General features: G+C 61.3%; 12 protein-coding genes. 2 read left to right on the top strand and 10 right to left on the bottom strand.

Features of this window, described 5'->3' with window-relative positions; translation table 11 throughout:
* Positions 1-114: 114 nt before the first annotated feature.
* The 7 genes from ACMTA2_RS30385 to ACMTA2_RS30355 all read right to left on the bottom strand — a co-directional run bounded on the left by ACMTA2_RS30385 (position 115) and on the right by ACMTA2_RS30355 (position 8,922).
* Positions 115-1,062 (bottom strand): IS110 family transposase, encoded by a 948-nt coding sequence (locus ACMTA2_RS30385; RefSeq protein ID WP_413791447.1) that lies wholly within the window; start codon positions 1,060-1,062, stop codon positions 115-117.
* A 236-nt stretch (positions 1,063-1,298) separates the two neighbouring features.
* Positions 1,299-3,002 (bottom strand): choline dehydrogenase, encoded by a 1,704-nt coding sequence (gene betA, locus ACMTA2_RS30380; protein ID WP_413793016.1) that lies wholly within the window; start codon positions 3,000-3,002, stop codon positions 1,299-1,301.
* Between the two features lie 217 nt (positions 3,003-3,219).
* Complete coding sequence (gene betB / locus ACMTA2_RS30375; RefSeq protein WP_413793015.1) at positions 3,220-4,692, bottom strand: betaine-aldehyde dehydrogenase; 1,473 nt, start codon at positions 4,690-4,692, stop codon at positions 3,220-3,222.
* Between the two features lie 79 nt (positions 4,693-4,771).
* On the bottom strand, positions 4,772-5,392 hold the full coding sequence (betI, locus tag ACMTA2_RS30370) for a transcriptional regulator BetI (protein WP_413793014.1): 621 nt from the start codon (positions 5,390-5,392) through the stop codon (positions 4,772-4,774).
* Positions 5,393-5,882: 490 nt separating this feature from the next.
* The gene (gene choV / locus ACMTA2_RS30365; RefSeq protein WP_413793013.1) at positions 5,883-7,061 is read right to left on the bottom strand and encodes a choline ABC transporter ATP-binding protein; all 1,179 of its coding nucleotides are present in this window, start codon (positions 7,059-7,061) and stop codon (positions 5,883-5,885) included.
* Positions 7,058-7,903 carry a choline ABC transporter permease subunit gene (choW, locus tag ACMTA2_RS30360; RefSeq protein WP_092333375.1) on the bottom strand — a complete coding sequence of 282 codons (846 nt, stop codon included), beginning with the start codon at positions 7,901-7,903 and terminating at the stop codon, positions 7,058-7,060. Before choW ends, choV begins: the two co-directional genes overlap by 4 nt.
* 71 nt (positions 7,904-7,974) lie before the next feature.
* Positions 7,975-8,922, bottom strand: a complete 948-nt coding sequence (locus ACMTA2_RS30355; RefSeq protein ID WP_413793012.1) for a choline ABC transporter substrate-binding protein — start codon at positions 8,920-8,922, stop codon at positions 7,975-7,977.
* 424 nt (positions 8,923-9,346) lie between these two features.
* Here ACMTA2_RS30355 and ACMTA2_RS30350 point away from each other — a divergent pair, with 424 nt between their 5' ends.
* On the top strand, positions 9,347-10,723 hold the full coding sequence (locus ACMTA2_RS30350; RefSeq protein ID WP_413793011.1) for an L-serine ammonia-lyase: 1,377 nt from the start codon (positions 9,347-9,349) through the stop codon (positions 10,721-10,723).
* A 566-nt stretch (positions 10,724-11,289) separates the two neighbouring features.
* A complete protein-coding gene (gbdR, locus tag ACMTA2_RS30345; protein ID WP_003177576.1) occupies positions 11,290-12,393 on the top strand; it encodes a choline metabolism transcriptional regulator GbdR in 1,104 nt (367 codons plus the stop codon).
* 88 nt (positions 12,394-12,481) lie between these two features.
* On the opposite strand, the gene ACMTA2_RS30340 is transcribed toward gbdR, so the two are convergent.
* From ACMTA2_RS30340 to ACMTA2_RS30330, 3 genes are all read right to left on the bottom strand, one after another.
* Positions 12,482-12,745 carry a hypothetical protein gene (locus ACMTA2_RS30340; protein ID WP_413793010.1) on the bottom strand — a complete coding sequence of 88 codons (264 nt, stop codon included), beginning with the start codon at positions 12,743-12,745 and terminating at the stop codon, positions 12,482-12,484.
* 381 nt (positions 12,746-13,126) lie between these two features.
* Positions 13,127-14,290 (bottom strand): gamma-butyrobetaine dioxygenase, encoded by a 1,164-nt coding sequence (locus ACMTA2_RS30335; RefSeq protein WP_413793009.1) that lies wholly within the window; start codon positions 14,288-14,290, stop codon positions 13,127-13,129.
* 19 nt (positions 14,291-14,309) lie between these two features.
* Positions 14,310-14,786 carry a thioesterase family protein gene (locus ACMTA2_RS30330; protein WP_413793008.1) on the bottom strand — a complete coding sequence of 159 codons (477 nt, stop codon included), beginning with the start codon at positions 14,784-14,786 and terminating at the stop codon, positions 14,310-14,312.
* Positions 14,787-14,832 lie beyond the last annotated feature (46 nt).

Below are 14,832 nucleotides of genomic sequence, written 5' to 3'. Positions count from 1 at the left end.
GATGTGCCGGCCCCTTCGCGAGCAAGCCCGCTCCCACAGTGGATCTTTAGTGATCACAAGATTTGTGTCCACCGGGGATCCCCTGTGGGAGATTCTATGGTTGAGGGAAAGCCCTCAAGCCGCGTTAGGTTGGTATTCGCTTTGCCCTTTCAGCAGAGCGAATACGATCCGAGCAAGCTTGCGAGCCAGCATTACCAACGCCTGAGTGGTAGTGAAACCGCGAGCTCTTTGCTTTTCATAGAAGCCTCTCCAGGCGGACGTGCGGCTAGCCGACATGGCGGCATTGTGTAACAGCCGACGGACTTCCGGGTCGCCTCGTTTACTCAAGCTACGGCGCCCATCTTTTTGTCCTGATTTCGACACTCGCAAGTCCATTCCCAAAAAGGCAATGAAGGCGTCTGAGTTTCTGAAATCCCCTCGTTGAAATGCCGTAAGCAAGCGGGCTCCGGTCAGAAATCCAATGCCCTCAACCTTCAAGCAACGGTTCAACTGACCCTGCAAACCGGCATCCCTCAGATGATCCTTGATCGTCTTCTCGATCAATGTCTCAAGCCTCTGCATGGCTGCAATTTGTTCGGCGAAAGCGGTCTTCAGCAGCGGCTCGTTAGCCCAGCTTTGTACCAGGGCCACTCGAGCCTGAACCAGGGCTGCGCGACGGCGGAAAAGGCTCAGGAGCTGGCGATACAGCGGAGATGGCGGGGTCCAGGGGTTAAGCTCATGCCCTTCGTTTTTCAGGTAACGGGCCAGCAGCTTGGCATCCAGCGCGTCAGTTTTGGCGCGGATTTTTACGCCTTCGCGGTAGTGATGCAGTTCATAACCGCCCACCATGTAGATCTCGCAGCCGGCCTCATAGGCCAGATCAGCGAATTCCAGGTGATAGATATTGGTCGACTCAATGGCTACAGCGACGGGGCCCGGCAATGCTTTCAACCACTTTTTGATGGCCGCTTTGTTGTTGGGAGTCGCCTCCAGTACGTCAAGTTCGGCGTGATAGATCACCAGTTCGTTCTTGGCGACATCCACGCCCACAATCGGCTTTGTGACAGAAACCGGCATTGCCATTGAAAATTCTCCGGGCTAAGGTTTGAACACTTGAAGGGTTCACCCAGAGGCGCAGGCTTGTTCCTATCGTCGGTTTAGGCCAGATGCATTCTTTATCGGCGCTTGGGTGAAAGGAGGAGGGGCGAAATCTCCCACGGTCTGTACTGCGCCAAACAGTCAGAATCGAGCCTTGTCCCTCCTCCTCCCTTCAAGTCCTACCATACAAGCGAGCTTGCTCGCGATTGCGTTGCCACGCCTTACTGGGCGGTAGGCCCCACTTCGCGCATCGGCTTACCGCGCACCGGCGCGTCGCCAGCCACGTAGTACGGAGCAGTCGAGCGAGGCAATGGCTTGCGCCCGCGGATCTTGTCGGCGATTTTCTCGGCCATCATGATCGTCGGCGCGTTCAGGTTACCGGTGGTGATGATCGGCATGATCGAGGCATCCACCACGCGCAATCCTTGCATGCCATGCACGCGGCCTTCGCCGTCCACCACCGCCATGTCGTCGGTGCCCATCTTGCACGAGCAGGATGGGTGGAACGCGGTTTCGGCGTGCTCGCGGATGAACTGGTCCAGTTGCGCGTCCGTCTGCACCTCGATGCCCGGACTGATCTCGCGACCCCGGAACGGATCGAGCGCCGGTTGTTGCATGATCTCGCGGGTCAGTCGGATGCCATCGCGAAATTCCTGCCAGTCCTGCTCGGTCGCCATGTAGTTGAACAGGATGCTCGGGTGTTGGCGCGGGTCCTTGGACTTGGCCTGGATCCGGCCACGGCTTGGCGAGCGCATGGAGCCCATGTGCGCCTGGAAACCGTGTTCCTTCACCCCGTTGCTGCCGTTGTAGTTAATCGCCACCGGCAGGAAGTGATACTGGATGTTCGGCCAATCGAATTCCGGACGGGTGCGGATGAAGCCGCCAGCCTCGAACTGGTTGCTGGCGCCGATGCCGGTGCCGTTGAACAGCCATTCGGCACCGATGGCCGGTTGGTTGTACCAGAGCAGCGAGGGGTAGAGCGAGACGGGTTGGGTGCAGGCGTATTGCAGGTAGAGCTCCAGGTGATCCTGGAGATTTTCGCCGACGCCCGGCAGGTCGTGGACCACGGGGATGTCGAGGCTTTCCAGCAGCTTGGCCGGACCTACGCCGGAGCGTTGCAGGATCTGCGGCGAGGCGATGGCGCCGGAGCACAGCAGCACTTCCTTGCGCGCCCGGGCTTCGACGCGTTCTTCAGCGGCGCCCACCAGGTAACGCACGCCGACCGCGCGTTTGCCTTCGAACAGGATCTTGTCGGTCAGGGCATGGGTAACGATGGTCAGGGTCGAGCGCTTCTTGGCGACGTCCAGGTATCCGCGAGCGGTGCTGGCGCGACGGCCGTTGGGCGTGACGGTGCGGTCCATCGGGCCGAAACCTTCCTGCTGGTAGCCGTTGAGGTCTTCGGTACGCGGGTAGCCGGCCTGCACGCCGGCTTCGACCATGGCGTGGAACAGCGGGTTGTTGCCGGCCTTGGGCGTGGTCACGCTGACCGGACCGTCGCCGCCGTGGTAATCGTTCGGGCCGATGTCCCGGGTTTCAGCTTTTCTGAAATAGGGCAGGCAATCCAGATACGTCCAGTCCTCGAGGCCGGGCAGTTTTGCCCAGTTGTCATAGTCCAGGGCGTTGCCGCGGATGTAGCACATGCCGTTGATCAGCGAAGAACCGCCCAGGCCCTTGCCGCGACCGCATTCCATGCGACGGCCGTTCATGTGCGGCTCCGGGTCTGTTTCGTAGGCCCAGTTGTAGCGTCGGCCTTGCAGGGGGAATGCCAGGGCGGCGGGCATTTGCGTCCGGAAGTCCAGGCGATAATCCGGGCCGCCGGCTTCGAGCAGCAGGACGGTGACGCCTTCGTCTTCGGTGAGGCGGGTGGCCAGGGTGTTACCGGCCGAGCCGGCACCGATGATGATGTAATCGAATTCTTGGGACATGAAATGCACCCTCTTTTGAAATTGGGTTCAGGTCGCGCTTGCCGGGTGCCACGCAACCCGTGGCGAGGGGATTTATCCCCGTTCGGCTGCGCAGCAGTCGTAAAACCGGCGACTGGACTTGTCTGGAGAGTGGGGGGCCTTGGGGAGGGGCTGCTACGCAGCCCACGGGGATAAATCCCCTCGCCACAACGGCGTTCACTCAAGGTCTCGTCTCAGATCAGAACACCGACGTGTAATCGCCCAACTCGACCTGTACCGACTTGATGCGGGTGAAGTTGTTCAGCGAGCTGATGCCGTTCTCCCGGCCCACGCCCGATTGCTTGTAGCCACCGACCGGCATCTCAGCCGCCGATTCGCCCCAGGCGTTGATCCAGCAGATGCCGGCTTCGAGCTGGTGGATCACGCGGTGGGCACGGTTCAGGTCGCGGGTCACGACGCCAGCGGCCAGGCCGAAGTCGGTGTCGTTGGCGCGGCGAATCACTTCTTCTTCGGTGTCATAGGTGAGGATGCTCATCACCGGGCCGAAGATTTCTTCACGCACGATGGTCATCTCGTCGGTGCAATCGCTGAACACAGTCGGGGCGACGAATGCACCCTTGGCGAATTCGCCTTCAGTCAGGCGGCCGCCGCCGCACAGCAGGCGCGCACCTTCGGCTTTGCCTTTCTCGATGTAGCCCAGCACGCTTTCCATGTGGGCGAAGCTCACCAGGGGACCGAAATTGGTGTTTTCGTCCTCAGGGTTGCCGACGCGGATGCGCGCCACGCGCTCGGCGATCTTGGCTTCGAAGGCGGCCTTGAGGTGGCTCGGCACGAACACGCGGGTGCCGTTGGTGCAGACCTGGCCGGAGCTGTAGAAGTTGGCCATCATCGCGGTGTCGGCGGCGCGATCCAGGTCGGCGTCGTCGAAGATGATCAGCGGCGACTTGCCACCCAGTTCCATGGTCACGTCCTTGAGCGAAGAGCTCGAAGCGCTGGCCATGACTTTCTTGCCGGTGTCGGTGCCGCCGGTGAAGGAGATCTTCTCGATGCGCGGGTGCTCGGTCAGCCAGGTGCCGACTTCACGGCCGCTGCCGGTCAGTACGTTGAACACACCCGCTGGAACGCCGGCTTCGCTGTAGATCTCGGCCAGCTTCAGGGTGGTCAGCGAGGTGACTTCGCTCGGCTTGAAGATCATCGCGTTACCGGCCGCCAGGGCCGGTGCGGATTTCCACAGGGCGATCTGGATCGGATAGTTCCACGCGCCGATACCGGCCACCACGCCCAGGGGTTCGCGACGGGTGTAGACGAATGAAGTGGTGCGCAGCGGAACCTGCTCGCCTTCGATGGCAGGTACCAGGCCGGCGTAGTATTCCAGTACGTCGGCGCCGGTGACGATGTCGACGTAGCGGGTCTCGGAGTAGGCCTTGCCGGTGTCGAGGGTTTCCAGGGCGGCCAGCTCATCGTTGCGCTCGCGCAGGATCTCCACGGCGCGGCGCAGGATCCGCGAACGCTGCATGGCGGTCATGGCGGCCCAGACTTTCTGGCCCTTTTCGGCGCTGACCACGGCGCGCTCGACGTCCTCGAACGTCGCACGCTGCACTTGGGCAAGGACCTCACCGTTGGCAGGGTTGATGGCTTCGAAAGTGGCGTCGCCGCTGGCATCGCTGTACGCGCCATCGATGTAGAGTTTTTGCAGTTCGAAACGGGCCATAAAGTCCTCGCAAGTGCATGAGTGGTTGGCTGTCCACCGGGCGTGTCGTCTATAGCTGACTACGCGCTTGGGCGACGGTTCAGGGGTCGAGCGGTTCTGTGTGCTCTGGTGCCCCTGCCTTGGCCAGTTGGAAATCCATGTATTCGTAAGCGATCTGATGCGCCTGGGCGGTATCGAACGCGTCTCCCGACAGCGCGCCGCGCAGCCACAAACCGTCAATCAGCGCGGCCAGGCCCCGTGCCGCGCTGCGTGCCTGATCCACGGGCAACACACGGCGGAACTGGCAACACAGGTTGGAATACAGACGGTGATCGTTGATCCGCTGCAACCTGTGCAAAGACGGGTGGTGCATGCTGGAGGCCCAGAAGGCCAGCCAGGTTTTCATTGCCGGGCCGTTGACCTGGCTGGCGTCGAAGTTGCCTTCGATGATCACCTTGAGGTGAGCCCGGGGGCTTGTGTCCTCCAGCGCCTGGCGGCGCGCGGTGACGTTCTCGCTCAGGACCGTCATCAGGTACTGGGCCGTAGCCGCGATCAGGCCATTCTTGTCCTGAAAGTAGTGACTGATGATGCCGTTCGAGACACCGGCCAAACGGGCGATCAACGCAATGCTGGCGTCCCCCATGCCGACTTGATCGACCGCTTGCAACGTGGCTTCGATCAGTTGTTGGCGGCGGATGGGTTGCATACCGACCTTGGGCATCTAGCACATCTCCTTAGGCCATCCGACGGGCGAAGCTCGCCTGTCGGGACGAAGGCCAGTCTATTTTGTTTTGATTGAACGTTCAATCAACAAAAAACAGGTTCTATGACAAGTCGTCGCTGCTTGTCGGGATTTCCACGTGTGAAAACCCGCAGTACGGCGGACGAGACTTTTGGGATGTCTTTATAACACTCGTCGGTTGGTGTGAAGGCCAGGCGCCGCTTGATAGCTGGAATACTGTTGTGGCGAGGGGATTTATCCCCGCTGGGCTGCGAAGCAGCCCCATGGCAGGTGTCTCGGTGTGTCAGACAGAATGACTTCGCAGCTTTGGGGCTGCTGCGCAGCCCAGCGGGGATAAATCCCCTCGCCACAGTTGCTTGCATTCCAGGTCAAGCTTGTCAGCAATCAGCAATCAGCAATCAGCAATCAGCAATCAGCAATGTACAAACAAAAACGCCGCGATCATCTCGCGGCGTTTTCGTGTGCAGGCTTAGCCCAGGTTCTTGCCCAGCAGTGCGTGGTACAGCTCGCTGTCGCCCAGAATCCCGACGACTTGCTGGTTATCGTGGAGCACCAGTTTGTTGCCGGTCTGGTAGCGGATCTGCAACGCGTCGCGCATGCCGATGTTGGAGTCCACCAGGGTCGGACGGCGGCCCAGTTCTTCGACAGATTGGCCCGGTACCCAGTTTTGCAGGTCCAGGGCCGCGCCGTTCTGCCGGGCGCCCTTGATGGTGTTGCCTTCGGCCAGGTCGAGCCAGGAGTCGCCGCCCGGGTCCAGGCACACCGAACCGTTGATACGCTTGCAGTTGTCCAGGGTGCGCATCAGGCTGCGACCGCACAGGACGTTGAGCGGGTTGGTGTGGGCCACGAAGGTGCGCACATAGTCGTCCGCCGGGTTCAGCACGATTTCTTCCGGCTTGCTGTACTGGATGATCTTGCCGTCCTTCATGATCGCGATCCGGCTGCCCAGTTTCAGGGCTTCGTCCAGGTCATGACTGACGAACACGATGGTCTTTTGCAGTTTGCGTTGCAGTTCCAGCAGTTCGTCCTGCAAACCCTGGCGGATCAGTGGGTCGAGGGCCGAGAACGGTTCGTCCATCAGCAGGATGTCGGCGTCCATCGCCAGGGCGCGGGCCAGGCCGACCCGTTGCTGCATGCCGCCGGACAATTCGTCGGGCTTCTTGTTGCGCCACTGGGTCAGGCCCACCAGCTCCAGCTTCTCATCCACCAGCTTGCGCCGTTCCTTCTCGGGGCGGCCCTGCATTTCCAGGCCGAAGCTGATGTTCTCGCGCACCGTCAGCCAGGGCATCAGGGCGAACTTCTGGAACACCATGGCGATGCGCTTGGTGCGCATCATCTTCAGTTCGGCAGGGGAGCAGGAGGCGATGTCGATCTGCCGCCCTTCGTGCTCGACGAACAACTTGCCGCGACTGACGGTGTTCAAGCCGTTGATGCAGCGCAGCAGGCTGGATTTGCCTGAGCCGGAGAGGCCCATCAGGACACAGATTTCGCCCTTCTCGATGGACAGGCTGGCTTTTTCCACACCGACGATCAGGCCGGTCTGCTGCAGGATCTCGGGGCGCGAAAAGCCCTTGTCCAAGAGCTCCAGCGCGGCCTTGGGACGGCTGGAGAAAATGACATCGACGTCTTCGAAACGAATGATGCTCATGCGTCACCCCCTACTTTGGCGTCGGGTTGTTTGCAGATTCGGTCGAGCATGATCGCCAGCAATACGATCGCCAGGCCGGCTTCGAAGCCCAGGGCGATATCAGCGGTGTTCAGTGCGTTGACCACGGGTTTGCCCAGGCCATCGGCACCCACCAGCGCGGCGATCACCACCATCGACAGCGACAGCATGATGCACTGGGTGATACCGGCCGCGATGCTTGGCATCGCATGGGGCAGTTCAATGCGCGACAGAAGCTGGCGACGGGAGCAGCCGAAGGCCTTGCCGGCGTCCATCAGTTCGTCCGGTACGTCGCGGATGCCCAGGTAGGTCAAGCGGATGGGCGCGGCGATCGCGAACACCACTGTGGAGATCAGTCCCGGGACTACACCCAGACCGAAAAGGGTCAGGGTAGGAATGAGGTAGACGAAGGTCGGTACGGTCTGCATCAGATCGAGTACCGGACGCATCAGGGTGTAGAACATCGGCTTGTGCGCGGCAACGATGCCCAGCGGCACACCGATCAGAACGCAAACCAGGGTCGCGAACAGCACCTGGGCGAGGGTTTCCATGGTCTCTTGCCAGTAACCCAGGTTGAGAATCAGCAGGAAGGACGCGATGACGAATACGGTCAGGCCCCATTTGCGCTGGATGAAGTGCGCCAACAGCGCAATGAGGCCGATCAAGGCCAGGGGATTGAACCAGGTCAGCGCAAACGTCACGCCGTGAATCATCGTTTCCAGGAACAGCGCGATTGCGTCGAACGTGTTGGCGCCGTGTTGCGTCAACCATTCGACAAAGCCCGCGATGTACTGGCCCAAGGGTATTTTCTGATCAATAAGCATGGTAGTGAACGTCCGCATGCAAGGGAATAAACAGCCCGGGCGAGCGAACCCGCCCGGCATAACATAAGCAGTTATTGCGCGAGCTTGGCTTTCACGGCGTCCAGGCCAGGTTTACCGTCAATGGTGGTCACGCCAGCGAGCCAGGTATCGAGTACCTGTGGGTTTTTCTTCAGCCAAGCCTTGGCGGCGGCCTCAGGTTTCATCTTGTCGTCGAGCACGTTGCCCATCAGCGTGCTTTCCATGTCGACGGTGAACTCCAGGTTTTTCAACAGTTGCCCAACGTTGCTGCATTCCTGGCTGTAGCCCTTGCGGGTGTTGGTCGCCACGGTCGCGGCACCGAAGTCGGGGCCGAAGAAGTCGTCGCCGCCGGTCAGGTACTGGATCTTGAAGCGGGTGTTCATCGGGTGTGGTGCCCAGCCGAGGAACACCACGTCGGTGCCACGCTTGGCGGCGCGGTCGACCTGCGAGAGCATGCCGGCTTCACTGGACTCGACGACTTTGAAGCCGGCGTCCTTCAGGCCGAAGGCGTTCTTTTCGATCATGCTCTGGATCAGGCGGTTGCCGTCGTTGCCCGGTTCGATGCCGTAGATCTTGCCGTCCAGCTCTTTCTTGAATTTGGGGATGTCGGCGAAGTCGTGCAGGCCTTTGTCATACAGGGCCTGGGGCACGGCGAGGGTGTATTTGGCGCCCACGAGGTTGGTGCGCACGGTTTCCACGGTGCCGGCTTCGCGGTAGGCCTTGATGTCGTTTTCCATGGTCGGCATCCAATTGCCGAGGAACACATCCATGTTCTTGCCATCGGCCAGGGACTTGTAGGTCACCGGCACCGAAATCATGGTGGTCTTGGTCTTGTAGCCCAGTGCGTCAAGCACCACGCTGGTGGTCGCCGTGGTCACGGTAATGTCGGTCCAACCGACATCGGAGAAGTTGACGGTGCTGCACTTTTCGGGTTCTGCAGCGTTGGCCAGCATCGGAAGACTCAGCATGGCGGCCAACAACAACGGCTTGGAACCTTTCATGGGTGGACTCCTGGTGTTTTATCGGCGGTGCCCCGTCAGGACAGTCGCGCTTATTGGATGTTGCGGTTGGTGGCGCGTGGGCACTCTCTGACACGCGGCCTTGCAAACGAGCCGTAACTGATCATGTACCAGTGCAAATCTGACGCCTACAGGGTGGGTCGTATCCAGTACAGGGAGGGTCGCATCCAGTGTCGGTGACGTCGTTTTCAGGTTTTTTCCACCCCTGAAGGGCCTCTGACACGCAGAAAAACGCCGCAAATCCGGGGTCTGGAGCCCGCGGCGCGGGTGGGCATGATTGCGTCGGTGTCAGACGTCGGACGCTAAGGCAAAAACCGGATGATGCGGCCATCCCGGCGTTGAGCGTAGCAGCTCCGTCACCGGACGCTCTCGCGCCCGGATGTGCCTGTTCTGGAGGTTATCGGCAATGGCAATCAGCGTTTTCGACTTGTTCAAAATCGGTATCGGCCCGTCCAGTTCCCATACTGTGGGGCCCATGCGTGCTGCGGCGCTGTTCATTGAAGCGCTGAAGGCCAGGGGCCTGCTCAACGAGGTACGCCGGGTCGAGGTGCAGTTGTTCGGTTCGTTGTCGGCCACCGGCATCGGTCATGGCAGCGACAACGCCGTGATCATGGGCTTGATGGGGGAGTGGCCGGACGCAATCGACCCGTCGCAGATCGGCCCGCGCATTGAGCGGCTGCGTGAAACCCAGACCCTGCTGCTCGACGGTCGCCTGGCGGTGCCGTTCGTATGGTCCCGGGACATGCGCCTGATCGACGAGAACCTGCCGTTCCACCCCAATGCGATGACGCTGGTGGCCGAGGGCGCCGACGGCGAACTGCACCGTGACACTTATTATTCGGTCGGCGGTGGGTTTGTCGTCGATCAGGCCCAGGCTTCCAGCGGCGTGGTGGACCTGGATCGCACCGAGCTGCCTTACGATTTTTCCAGCGCCGAAGAGTTGCTCCAGCTGTGTCGCACCCATGATCTACGGGTGGCCGAGTTGATGATGGCGAACGAAAGGGTCTGGCGTTCCGAGGAAGAGATTCGCAGCGGTCTGATGACGCTATGGCGGGCCATGCAGGATTGCGTCGAGCAGGGCCTCAAGCACGAAGGCATCCTGCCGGGCGGTTTGAATGTGCGTCGGCGGGCGGCCAAGTTGCATCGCAGCCTGCAAGAGCTGAACAAGCCCAACGTCATCGGCTCGACACTCAGCGCTATGGAGTGGGTCAACCTGTTCGCCCTGGCGGTCAATGAGGAGAACGCCGCCGGTGGGCGCATGGTCACGGCACCGACCAATGGTGCGGCGGGCATCATTCCGGCGGTGCTGCACTACTTCATGAAGTTCAGCGAGGCGGTCACCGACGCCAACGTCGTGGATTACTTCCTCGGTGCGGCGGCCGTCGGGATCCTGTGCAAAAAGAACGCATCGATCTCCGGCGCTGAAGTCGGTTGCCAGGGCGAGGTGGGATCGGCCTGTGCCATGGCGGCGGCGGGCCTGGCGGAAATCCTCGGGGCCACGCCGGAGCAACTGTGCAACGCGGCGGAAATCGGCCTGGAACACAACCTCGGCCTGACCTGCGACCCGGTGGGCGGCCTGGTGCAGGTGCCGTGCATCGAGCGCAACGCGATCGCCGCGGTCAAGGCCATCAACGCCGCACAAATGGCCCTGCGCGGGGATGGCCAGCATTTCATCTCCCTGGACCGGGTGATCCGCACCATGCGTGATACCGGTGCCGACATGCATGACAAATACAAAGAGACCTCACGCGGTGGCCTGGCGGTCAGTGCGGTGGAGTGCTGATCCAACGTTCCACACTCCTGTGGCGAGGGGATTTATCCCCGCGGGGTCGCGGAGCGGCCCCCTACGGTTTTTCTGATACACCAAGGCGTTTGAGTTTAGGGCTGCTTCGCAGCCCAGCGGGGATAAATCCCCTCGCCACAAGGTCCTCAAGTTGCTCGTAAAATGAACACCCATTCGCAAAAACGCCACCTTTTAGCGCGTCGCAAACAGACAAGACACCTTTTATCGAACCCGCCGTTGAAACGCGCTCGACCGTCCGTCGTCTGCACCCATGGTGCTACTCCTTGCACAAGCCGCGCAGCCCAGTTCCCACAAGTGCTACCGAACTGCTCACAAGCTTCTGTGACCCATGCCTGCCGCCATTGATGGCGCCTGAAACCTGTGCTCGTTGCGCCCCATATATAGACAGGTCGTGATGTCGTTTTCAGGATTTATTGAACGCACATTCAATTTTAGGCATGGCAATTGCTCTATCCCGATAAAGGCCCGTCTCGACGAGAGAACGATGGCAATAACAAGAGCCTCCGCCTGAGGCCATCACCCGCTTTGTGTGAGGAGATACCGCGATGACGACGTCCAACTCCGGGGCCCAACCCCAGAACCGTGCGCCTCAATCCATCGGCTTTTTGCTGCTGGACAATTTCACGCTGATTTCCCTGGCGTCCGCGGTGGAACCGCTACGCATGGCCAACCAACTCTCCGGTCGCGAGCTGTATCGCTGGACCACCCTTACGGTCGATGGCGGCCAGGTATGGGCCAGCGACGGTTTGCAGATCACCCCCGACGCCTCCATGCACAAAGCGCCGGCCCTGGACACCGTCATCGTCTGTGGTGGTATCGGCATCCAGCGCACCGTGACCCGTGAACACGTGTCGTGGCTGCAGAGCCAGGCCCGCCAATCCCGCCGTCTCGGCGCGGTCTGCACCGGCAGCTGGGCCCTGGCTTGCGCCGGCCTGCTGGACGGTTTCGATTGCAGCGTGCACTGGGAATGCCTGGCGGCGATGCAGGAAGCTTTCCCGCGGGTATCGATGAGCACCCGTCTGTTCACCCTCGACCGCAACCGTTTCACCAGCTCCGGTGGCACTGCGCCGCTGGACATGATGCTGCACCTGATCAGTCGCGATCACGGTCGTGAGCTGTCGGCGGCGATCTCTGAAATGTTTGTCTACGAGCGTATCCGCAACGAGCAGGATCACCAGCGTGTGCCGCTCAAGCACATGCTTGGCACCAACCAGCCGAAGTTGCAGGAAATCGTTGCGCTGATGGAGGCCAACCTCGAAGAGCCGATCGACCTGGACGAACTGGCGGTGTACGTTGCCGTGTCCCGGCGTCAGCTGGAGCGCTTGTTCCAGAAGTACCTGCACTGCTCGCCGTCGCGCTATTACCTCAAGCTGCGGTTGATCCGTGCACGGCAACTGCTCAAGCAGACGCCGATGTCGATCATCGAAGTGGCCTCGGTGTGCGGCTTCGTCTCCACCCCGCACTTCTCCAAGTGCTACCGCGAATACTTCGGCATTCCGCCACGGGATGAGCGCGTCGGTTCCAACACCACGCAACAGGTGGCGATGATGCCGCTGCCGCAGGCGTTGGTGCTGTCGCCATTGTCCGGGCCACTGTCGGCGCTGAGCCAGGCGCGTAATGAGTCGACGTTTGCCAGTGTGAGGCTCTAGGACCGCAGCGCCTTCATCGCGAGCAAGCTCGCTCCCACAGGCATGCAGATGCCCTGTGGGAGCAAAGCTTGCTTGCGATCGCTCCCAGTCAGGCCTGGTTGTTCTGCTGATATTCCGTCAGCGCCGGCAACAGCTGCTTATCGATCGCCTGGCGCACGGCCGGCAGGATGGTGGCGCTGCTGGTGTACATGTCCTTGACCATCCGCCGCAATTCATTGGCGCGAGCCCTGTCCAGCCCCCGCACGGCACACTCGCATGCCTGCTCGGCAGTGGAGCCGCTGGGTATTTGCAGTCCCAGGGCCTTGAGGTGGCCCAGCAGGTCTTCCTGGTCGATCAAATCGGCGTGCATCATGACGCTTTTCCTTGTTCAGGGATTGGGGTCGTGTCTCGATTCTGGTAGCCACCCGAAGCGGCGGCAAGGGCAAATGGTCGCAATGTCATGAATGACTATGGAGGCGTCGTTTTCGGTTAACTTGCCCTGGCCTGGACTGGGCACACTGGCCCCAAGCTGAATCACGATGGTTTGGTCACCCTCGCGCGACAGCTCCTCCAGTAACGCAACCTGCCCCGATCCTGTCACGGCTTGATCGGGGATTTTTTTGCCTGTGAATCAGGGAAAGCTTGGGTGTCTGGTGGATTGTCATCGCGAGCAAGCTCGCTCCCACAGGGGAGCTGTGTCGTTCACAAACACTCATGTGGGAGCGAGCTTGCTCGCGATGAACGATGACGCGGTCTAACGCTGCAGCACCAGGATGCGCGACAACAACTCATCCCGGTCCACATAGCACCCTTGGAAGTGCCGGGCTCCGGAGGCCGGGTCGAAGGCGTTGCGGGCGTGAAGGGTGCGGCGGTTGTCGAAGCACCAGAGCTGGCCGGGCTCCAGGCGCTGCATCAGGCGAAATTGCGGTTCCCGGGTCAGGGCGATGAAGCGGCGGTAGGCGCGGTAAAGCCTGGGCATCTGCTCGACCGACGTGTCGAACGGTCCGCGCAGGAAGTTCGCCATGCGGATTTCCGAGACCTGTCCGAGGCCGTCCAGGGCGATGATGGGCGCCAGGCAGCGATAGTCGCTGTGGCGGTCCTTGTTGCGGAATTCCACCGGGATCCGGCACAGCGCGTCGAAGGCCTCGGGGTCTTCCTGGCGCAGGGTTTCGGCAATGGCAAAGCCGTCGACAAAAATGCTCTCGCCACCGTCGGCGTCATTGACCAGGCAATGCAAGAACTGCAGCCCCGGTTGCAACTCCCGGGTCGGCAGGTCGGTGTGCAACGGCAGGTTGAAAGCGGTGTAGGCGTTGCTATCGGCATCGGCCTTGGACTGCACGTTGAACAGTACGCCGAAATTGCTTTCGCGGATGAAGGAAATGCGTTGGGCGATGTGTTTCAGCGAGCCGGGTTCGGTGGGCACGCCGCGCACCTGGGTCAGGCCGATGTCCCGTACGGCCAGCAGCCATTGCAGCAACGCGTCGGCGTCTTCCATCAATGCCGGGTATTCGAACACCGGCAAGTGCAGATCGTGTTGCCACAGCTGGTGCCGGGGCTTGCTCGCCAGGCGTTCGGCCCTGGACGGCTCATCGTAGGCGTGGGCGCGCAACCAGCCGGGATCGAAACGGCTCTGGTGACCGTCCTGCCAGCCCATGCACAGGCACCCGTCGTCGTCGAGCCAGGTCGTGTCAGGGGCCAGGTCTTCAGGGGCGTCGATAATCTCCAGCACCTGCTCGCGGGTGACGCTGTAGACGCACTGGGGGCACGGGCAATTGTCCCGCAGCCACTGATGATGGAACGGACTGACCCGGCCGTCGGCCCAGGTGACCAATACCTGATCGGCCAAAGGTTTCACGGTGTCCAGCGCGCAGACCCGAGGGTAGTGGCGGAAGTCGGCAAAAGCGGCAGCGGTTTTCATGGCGGCTCCTGTTCGAGGTCTATCGGGCGGGCGGCAGGGCGATGACCCGGCCGATGTAGTCCGGCGGCGGCAGGTCGGATTGTTCATCGAGCAACGCCCGGAGTTTGCCCAGGGTTCGTTCCGGGAAAGGCGCCGAGCGTGGGCCGGCCAGGTCGACATGCATCAGCATCTGCTCGTTGCCCGCCAGCGCCTTTTCACCGCCGGCCAAGTGCAGGCTGTGGTAGACATGCAGGCGCTTGGCGTCATGGCCGATGATTTGCGTACGCACCTCCACATCGGCGTCGACCTTCACTTCGTGCAGGTAGTTGAGGTGCAGTTCGAGGGTAAACAGCGAATGGCCGCTGGCGTCGCGGTTTAGGCTGTCCATGCCGAGCGTGTCCATCAGTGCGTCGGTCGCGTAGCTGAAAATCAGCAGGTAGTAGGCGTCGCGCAGGTGGCCGTTGTAGTCGACCCATTCGGGGCGGATGTGGGTTTGGTAGGTGGTGAGGGTGGGCATGATTCAGGTTCCGACAGGTGGGGTGACGGGGCGGATGTTTTCGCGG

The organism is Pseudomonas medicaginis (assembly GCF_965119365.1).
Lineage (GTDB): Bacteria > Pseudomonadota > Gammaproteobacteria > Pseudomonadales > Pseudomonadaceae > Aquipseudomonas.
Note: the sequence above shows the minus strand (reverse complement) of the source record. Positions and strands in the feature narration are given on the sequence as shown.

Bases quoted from the DNA above. Each gene is read 5' to 3' on its own strand.
- ACMTA2_RS30385 (WP_413791447.1), bottom strand. From the start codon at position 1,062: ATGGCAATGCCGGTTTCTGTCACAAAGCCGATTGTGGGCGTGGATGTC.
- betA (WP_413793016.1), bottom strand. From the start codon at position 3,002: ATGTCCCAAGAATTCGATTACATCATCATCGGTGCCGGCTCGGCCGGT.
- betB (WP_413793015.1), bottom strand. From the start codon at position 4,692: ATGGCCCGTTTCGAACTGCAAAAACTCTACATCGATGGCGCGTACAGC.
- betI (WP_413793014.1), bottom strand. From the start codon at position 5,392: ATGCCCAAGGTCGGTATGCAACCCATCCGCCGCCAACAACTGATCGAA.
- choV (WP_413793013.1), bottom strand. From the start codon at position 7,061: ATGAGCATCATTCGTTTCGAAGACGTCGATGTCATTTTCTCCAGCCGT.
- choW (WP_092333375.1), bottom strand. From the start codon at position 7,903: ATGCTTATTGATCAGAAAATACCCTTGGGCCAGTACATCGCGGGCTTT.
- ACMTA2_RS30355 (WP_413793012.1), bottom strand. From the start codon at position 8,922: ATGAAAGGTTCCAAGCCGTTGTTGTTGGCCGCCATGCTGAGTCTTCCG.
- ACMTA2_RS30350 (WP_413793011.1), top strand. From the start codon at position 9,347: ATGGCAATCAGCGTTTTCGACTTGTTCAAAATCGGTATCGGCCCGTCC.
- gbdR (WP_003177576.1), top strand. From the start codon at position 11,290: ATGACGACGTCCAACTCCGGGGCCCAACCCCAGAACCGTGCGCCTCAA.
- ACMTA2_RS30340 (WP_413793010.1), bottom strand. From the start codon at position 12,745: ATGATGCACGCCGATTTGATCGACCAGGAAGACCTGCTGGGCCACCTC.
- ACMTA2_RS30335 (WP_413793009.1), bottom strand. From the start codon at position 14,290: ATGAAAACCGCTGCCGCTTTTGCCGACTTCCGCCACTACCCTCGGGTC.
- ACMTA2_RS30330 (WP_413793008.1), bottom strand. From the start codon at position 14,786: ATGCCCACCCTCACCACCTACCAAACCCACATCCGCCCCGAATGGGTC.